Genomic DNA, 6,588 nt, shown 5'->3' with positions numbered 1-6,588 from the left:
CAGCCAGTTGGTGAGCGGCCTTGATGACCTCGGTCAGGATGGCGCCCGAGCCGAGCAAGGTCACGCGCGGCGCCTTCGAATTCGCCCCATCCGATGCACCCGGTCCGTAAGCGCCGAAGTGGTAGCCACCACGCAACACATCGGCCTCGACGCCTGCAGGCAAGTCGGGCTGGGCGTAGTTCTCGTTCATCAGGGTGACGTAATAAAAAACATCGGCTTGTTGCTCGACCATCTCACGCATGCCCGCGTCCAGAATGACCGCCAACTCGCCCGAAAAAGCCGGGTCGTAGGCTTTGCAATTGGGGATGGTGGCCGCCACCAGATGGCTGCTGCCGTCCTGGTGCTGCAGGCCTTCGCCGCCCAGCGTGGTGCGCCCCGAAGTGGCCCCCAACAAAAAGCCCCGCGCCCGTTGGTCGGCAGCCGCCCAGATGGCATCGCCCACCCGCTGAAAGCCGAACATCGAGTAATAGATGTAAAACGGCAACATGGCCAGCCCGTGCACGCTGTAGCTGGTGGCCGCCGCTGTCCAGCTGGCAATCGCACCCGCCTCGCTGATGCCTTCTTCCAGAATTTGGCCGTCGGTGGCTTCGCGGTAACTGAGCACCGAGCCGATGTCTTCGGGCGCGTAACGCTGGCCCACGCTGCTGTAAATGCCGACCTGCTTGAACAGGTTGGCCATGCCGAAGGTCCGGGCCTCGTCGGCCACGATGGGCACGATGCGCGGCCCCAGCTGGCGGTCCTTGAGCAGGTTGCCCAGCATGCGCACAAAGGCCATGGTGGTGCTCATCTCCTTGCCGTCGGCCTGCAGCGCAAACTGCCCGTAGCTGGCCAAGGCGGGCACGGGCAAGCGGTCACACACCGTCTCGCGTTTGGGCAAGCTGCCACCCAAGTGGGCACGGTGCTCACGCAGGTAACGCATCTCGGCGCTGTCGTCGGCGGGTTTGTAAAAGGCCAGTCCCTTGACCTGCTCGTCGCTCAGCGGCAAGTCAAAGCGGTTGCGGTAGTCAATCAGGTCCTGCTCGTCAAACTTCTTCTGGCTGTGCGTGGTCATCTTGCCTTGGCCTGCGCTGCCCATGCCAAAGCCTTTTTTGGTGTGCGCCAGAATCACCGTGGGCTGGCCCTGGTGCGCTGCCGCTACAGCATAGGCGGCGTGAATCTTCACGATGTCATGGCCGCCGCGCTTGAGGCGGTCGATCTGCTCATCGGTCATGCCCTGGGCCAGACGCGCCAATTCTTCGTTCTGGCCGAAAAAGTTGTCCCGGTTGAAGCGCCCGTCCTTGGCGGCAAAGGTCTGCATCTGGCCATCCACCGTGTTGGCAAAAGCGCGCAGCAAGGCGCCCGTGGTGTCACGCGCCAACAAGCCGTCCCAGTCGCTGCCCCACACCAGTTTGATCACGTTCCAGCCTGCGCCGGCAAACAGTTTTTCCAGCTCGTCAATGATGCGGCCATTGCCGCGCACCGGGCCGTCCAGGCGCTGCAAATTGCAGTTCACCACCCACACCAGGTTGTCGAGTTTTTCGCGCGCGGCCAGGGTCAGCGCACTCATGCTTTCAGGCTCGTCCATCTCACCGTCACCAAACACGCCCCACACTTTGCGGGCGCTGCAGTCCTGCAGCTGGCGGTGCGTCAGATAGCGCATGAAGCGGGCGTGGTATATCGAGCTGATCGGCCCCAGCCCCATCGAGCCGGTGGGAAACTGCCAGAAGTCGGGCATCAGCCAAGGGTGCGGATAGCTTGATAAACCACGCGCGCCATCCGCAGAGGCAGTGATTTCCTGGCGGTAGTGCATCAGGTCCGCCTCGCTCAGGCGGCCTTCCAGAAAGGCGCGGGCGTAAACACCTGGCGCGCTGTGGGGCTGAAAAAACACCAGGTCGCCCCGGTGCTGCTCGGTGCGCGCATGAAAGAAATGGTGAAACCCGGTCTCGAACAAATCGGCCACGCTGGCGTAACTGGCGATGTGCCCGCCCAGCTCGCCATAGGCCTGGTTGGCCCGCACCACCATGGCCAGCGCGTTCCAGCGCATGATGGCCACAAGACGCTCTTCGGTCGCCAGATCGCCCGGAAAAACCGGCTGCTCGTCCACCGCGATGGTGTTCATGTACGGGGTGTTGAGTTCGGGCTGCCAGCCGGTGCGCTGCTGCCGGGCCACGACGGCCAACTCATCGAGAATCAGGCGCGCGCGCGCCGAACCTTGAGTGCCGATCAGGGACAACAAGGCCTCGCGCCACTCGGCGGTCTCTTCGGGGTCGATGTCATGGGTCTTGAGCATCGCGTTGAGCAGGGGTTCAATAGGTGCATTCATCATATTTACTGTACAGAGCCTGCGGACGCATGTGCTGCCTATTTGAACCACGAATCTTTGTATTTAAAGCACAATATGCCGAATTAACCAAATAATCAGCACATGATTCTTGATACTGTGGATCTGAAAATACTCGGCGAACTGCAGCGCGACGGGTCGCTGTCCAACGTGGCGCTGGCCAAACGCATTGGTCTGTCGCCCTCGCCTTGCCTGGCCCGCGTCAAGGCCCTGGAGTCGGGCGGCGTCATCCAGCGCTATGTGGCGCTGGCCAGCGCGGCAGCTTTGGGGCTGGGCCTGACGGTGTTCATCTCGATCAGCCTCAAGACCCAAAGCAAGGAAAACCTGGCCGACTTCGAGGCCCACATCGCGCGGCACGATGAGGTGATGGAGTGCTACCTGATGACGGGCGACAGCGACTATCTGCTGCGCGTGGCGGTGCGCGACATGGCCGCGCTCGAGCGCTTCATTTTGGAACAGCTCTCACCGATTCCCGGTGTGGAGAAAATCCGCTCCAGCTTTGCGCTGAAACAAGTGCGCTACAAAACGGCGCTGCCGCTGGGTTTGGGCTGAAGGGCTTTCAGCCCTGCGCCTGCAGCTTCAAATACGGCCCCACCATGTGGCGGCTGGTGCGCTGCAAGCCCATCAGCAAAGCGTGGTCGGCCTGGTTGCAGCCATAGCGGGTTTTCAGGTCGTGCTGCATCTGCGCCAATAAATGCGCGGCCATCTCGGCATCGGCCATTGCGCGATGGGCGCGGCCTGACGAAGGCAAATGGTGCAAGGCCGCCAACGTGCCCAGCTTGTGGTTGTGAGCTTGAGGGTACAGGCGACGCGACAGCAGCAAAGTGCATGCAAAAAGATGCGCGCCATCCTGGCCGCAGCGTGCCAGCTCGGCCTGCCAGAATTTTTTGTCAAAGGCCGCGTTGTGCGCCACCATGGGCCGCCCGCCCACAAAGCGCGCCGCCTCGCGCATCACCTGTTCGGCCGGGGGTGCGGCCTGAACCATCTCGTTGGTGATGCCCGTGAGCTGGGTGATGAAGCTGTTCACCCGCACCCCAGCGTTCATCAGGCTTTGGAACCGGTCCACCACTTGGCCACCCTCGAGCATGACGATGGCCACCTCGGTAGCGCGGTCGCCCATGTTGGGAGAGATCCCGGTGGTTTCGAAGTCGATGACGGCAATGGGGGGCATGGTAAGAAGGCTGATGGACAAACGGGTCTCAGATTAAAACCCGCTTTCGCAGGCTTGCATCATATTAAAGAAAGCTTTAATATGAAAGGCCTGTATTCAAGCACCCTTTAATATCTTGCCATGCGCGTCACCGGAACTTACGTCATCTCAACCACTCTCGGCGAGAGCGTGCGCGCTTTTGTGCCCCATGCGCTGCCACCTGCTGAGCCCGAACTGGACGTCGCTTGTTATTCCGAACTCAACCGCACAGCTGAACTGGCATTGGCCCGTCTAGCAGGGGTCGCAGGCTTGGTACCTTCGATCGACTGGTTACTCTACAGCGCCATCCGCAAAGAGGCCCTGCTCACATCCCAGATTGAGGGGACCCAGGCGACACTGGTCGACCTGTTTGACAAAGAGGCGGGGCTGGTCGTCAGCAACACAGACGATGTGGAGGAGGTCACCAATTACCTGCGTGCCTTTCGCTGGACAGAACAAACATTGCGGGACCCCAACGGCCTGCCCATGAGCGTGCGCCTAATGCGGCAAGCCCACCGCCTACTCATGGACGGCGCCCGTGGCTCAGGTCGCCAACCGGGAGAGTTGCGCCAGTCTCAAAACTGGATCGGCGGCACACGGCCCGGCAACGCTGTATTCGTACCCCCGCCGCCCATGCAAGTACCCGTCCTGCTGGCCGATCTTGAACGCTTCATTCACGACACTCGGCCCACCCTACCCCCTTTGGTGCGCATTGGGCTTGTGCACGTTCAGTTTGAAACCATTCACCCCTTTTTGGATGGCAACGGACGCATTGGGCGATTGCTGATTGCCGCGCTCATGGAGCAATGGGGCTTGTTGTCAGAGCCCTTGGTCTACGTGAGCGCCTACCTGAAGCAGCATCAAATCGAATATTACCGACGACTTTCTGCAGTCCGAACGGATGGCGACTGGGAAGGTTGGGTGACTTTTTTCCTGGAAGGTGTTGCCCGCGCAGCAGACACCGCTGAGCGTGGGATCGTCGCATTGGCCAGCCTGATCAACACCGACCGACGTCGCCTGCTTCAAGAGCCCAGAATCACGCCAGCCAGTCTTCGTCTATTTGAACTCTTGCCACTGATGCCCATTTTTTCCATCGATCAAGTCTGCGAACGACTGGGAACCACGTTCCCCACAGCCAATGCAGCGGTCAAAACACTGGAAAAGCTCGGCATCGTGGCCGAGCAGACCGGGCAAAAAAAGAACCGTCATTACAGCTACCAAGCTTATGTGGAATTGCTGAGCGATTGATCACCCCATGCACCCCGGCCCCCTCCTCTTCTGCGGCGACCCGCACGGCCAATGGCAGCACATCATCGATGCGGCTGAGCAAACCCACGCCCGTGCCGTGATCTTGCTGGGCGACTTGGAGCCGGCACGGCCGCTGCACACCGAGCTGGAAGCGATTTGGGAACGCGTCTGGTTCATCCACGGCAACCACGACACCGACCACGCAGGCAACTTTGCCAACGTCTGGCACGGCGAATTGGTGGACCGTCACCTGCACGGCCGCGTGGTCACGCTGCCCTGCGGCACGCGCATGGCCGGGCTAGGCGGTGTGTTTCGCGGCTCAGTGTGGTACCCCAAAGACGCACAAGCGCCCAAGTTTCGCAACCGCGAAGCGCACGCCCGCGTCACCCCGCACCAAGAACGCTGGCAAGGCAGCGTGCACCTAAAACACTGGTCAAGCATCTACCCCGACGAGGTGGAGCAACTGGCCACACAGCAAGCCGACATCCTGATCACCCACGAAGCACCCGGCTACCACACGCACGGCTTTGCCGAGCTGGACACACTGGCCCGCCGCATGGGCGTGCGCATGACCGTGCACGGCCACCAGCACGACAGCATCGACAGCAGCGCCCACTGGACCGCCCAAGGGTTCAAGAGTTATGGGGTGGGGCTGCGTGGGGTGAGGGTGGTGGATGAGTTGGCATGATCGTCATCCGATATCAACAGCCGCCATTCAAGCCGGCAAATGCTTGGCCAAATCCATGCTGTCATGAAGCAAGCGGATGACATCGATGGTTTGACCGTCCGGCATCCTGAAAACCACGAAATGGCGGCCTTTTCTGCCAACCGAACTGCCCATACCGGACTCATTGGACAGTGCGCACTTTGGCTGCAATGCCCTGCATGTGATCGCGCAAGCCTTGCTTGGATTCAAAAGTCTTGAAACGCCCCGCGTCGACATGCGCACGCTGGCGCGCCTGCGCAACATCATCGATCCACTGGATCTGGCGCTCGGTGAGTCTTTCATGCGCGAAGACATTCCAACGCTGTTTGGAGAGTCCTTCAACCCCGGCAATTGGAATGTCGGCCATGTGGTACTGGCCCCCAAAAAGGCGCACATCCTGCTGGTCACGCTCAACAAACAAGGCCGGGCTGACGAGCACAAGTACATGGACCATTGGATCGATGACACGCACTTTCACTGGCAAAGCCAGAACGCCACCGACCCAACCAGCAAACGCGGCGACGAAATCATCCGCCACGCCGCTTTAGGCATCGACATCCATCTCTTTGTGCGCGACACCAAGCTGGCTGTCGGCAAGGCCGCACCGTTCACGTACCACGGCCGGGTGCGCTACCAGTCACACCAGGGCAGCAGGCCCATGAGCATTGTGTTTGGGCTGCAAAGCGGGGCGGATTGACGGGTGCATCGCTGGCCCTGCGTGTGGGCGGCGCCTACAGCGTCCGAAGGTTTCGTTTTGCCTTTATAGCTCGGCATTGCCCGAGCTCCACGCACTTTACACAAAGGTCGCGGCAGAAACGCCAAACCGTTTGCTGAGCGCGCGCACTTGGCGAATATTGAACTCTCGCTTGCCCGTCAGGATTTCGGACACGACACCCTGACTGCCGATCTCGCTCAGATCGCTTTGCTTCAGTCCGTGTTGTTCCATCAGAAATTTAAGCGCTTGCACGCCCGTGACTTCGGGCAGAGGGTGATGCTTGGCTTCATAGTCCTCGATCAGATCGCCCACGATGTCGACCAAGCCCATCGCGGGATGCTTTTCTTCGCCTTGGGTTTCATCCAGCAGGGCTTGGAGCATCTCGGTCATGCGCGCGCAGTGCGCTTCAT

General features: G+C 60.7%; 7 protein-coding genes. 4 read left to right on the top strand and 3 right to left on the bottom strand.

Features of this window, described 5'->3' with window-relative positions; all coding sequences use genetic code 11:
* Positions 1-2,302: pyruvate dehydrogenase (acetyl-transferring), homodimeric type (gene aceE / locus ACIQ3A_RS13000; protein ID WP_396432152.1), on the bottom strand; the 2,302-nt coding region annotated here is incomplete at its 3' end.
* 102 nt (positions 2,303-2,404) lie between these two features.
* Here aceE and ACIQ3A_RS12995 point away from each other — a divergent pair.
* A complete protein-coding gene (locus tag ACIQ3A_RS12995) occupies positions 2,405-2,872 on the top strand; it encodes an Lrp/AsnC family transcriptional regulator (RefSeq protein WP_396432151.1) in 468 nt (155 codons plus the stop codon).
* Positions 2,873-2,879: 7 nt separating this feature from the next.
* On the opposite strand, the gene ACIQ3A_RS12990 is transcribed toward ACIQ3A_RS12995, so the two are convergent.
* On the bottom strand, positions 2,880-3,491 hold the full coding sequence (locus tag ACIQ3A_RS12990; RefSeq protein ID WP_396432150.1) for a PolC-type DNA polymerase III: 612 nt from the start codon (positions 3,489-3,491) through the stop codon (positions 2,880-2,882).
* A gap of 120 nt (positions 3,492-3,611) precedes the next feature.
* Here ACIQ3A_RS12990 and ACIQ3A_RS12985 point away from each other — a divergent pair, with 120 nt between their 5' ends.
* The 3 genes from ACIQ3A_RS12985 to ACIQ3A_RS12975 all read left to right on the top strand — a co-directional run bounded on the left by ACIQ3A_RS12985 (position 3,612) and on the right by ACIQ3A_RS12975 (position 6,160).
* Complete coding sequence (locus ACIQ3A_RS12985; RefSeq protein WP_396432149.1) at positions 3,612-4,757, top strand: Fic family protein; 1,146 nt, start codon at positions 3,612-3,614, stop codon at positions 4,755-4,757.
* A gap of 7 nt (positions 4,758-4,764) precedes the next feature.
* Entirely contained in the window at positions 4,765-5,445 is a 681-nt protein-coding gene (locus tag ACIQ3A_RS12980) for a metallophosphoesterase (protein WP_396432148.1), read from the top strand.
* A 163-nt stretch (positions 5,446-5,608) separates the two neighbouring features.
* Positions 5,609-6,160 (top strand): DUF3427 domain-containing protein, encoded by a 552-nt coding sequence (locus ACIQ3A_RS12975; RefSeq protein WP_396432147.1) that lies wholly within the window; start codon positions 5,609-5,611, stop codon positions 6,158-6,160.
* 96 nt (positions 6,161-6,256) lie between these two features.
* On the opposite strand, the gene ACIQ3A_RS12970 is transcribed toward ACIQ3A_RS12975, so the two are convergent.
* The coding region (locus ACIQ3A_RS12970; protein ID WP_396432146.1) for a type II toxin-antitoxin system HigA family antitoxin at positions 6,257-6,588 on the bottom strand (332 nt) is incomplete at its 5' end.

This window comes from Limnohabitans sp., from assembly GCF_044361985.1.
In the GTDB taxonomy this organism is placed as follows: Bacteria; Pseudomonadota; Gammaproteobacteria; order Burkholderiales; family Burkholderiaceae_C; genus Limnohabitans_A.
Note: the sequence above shows the minus strand (reverse complement) of the source record. Positions and strands in the feature narration are given on the sequence as shown.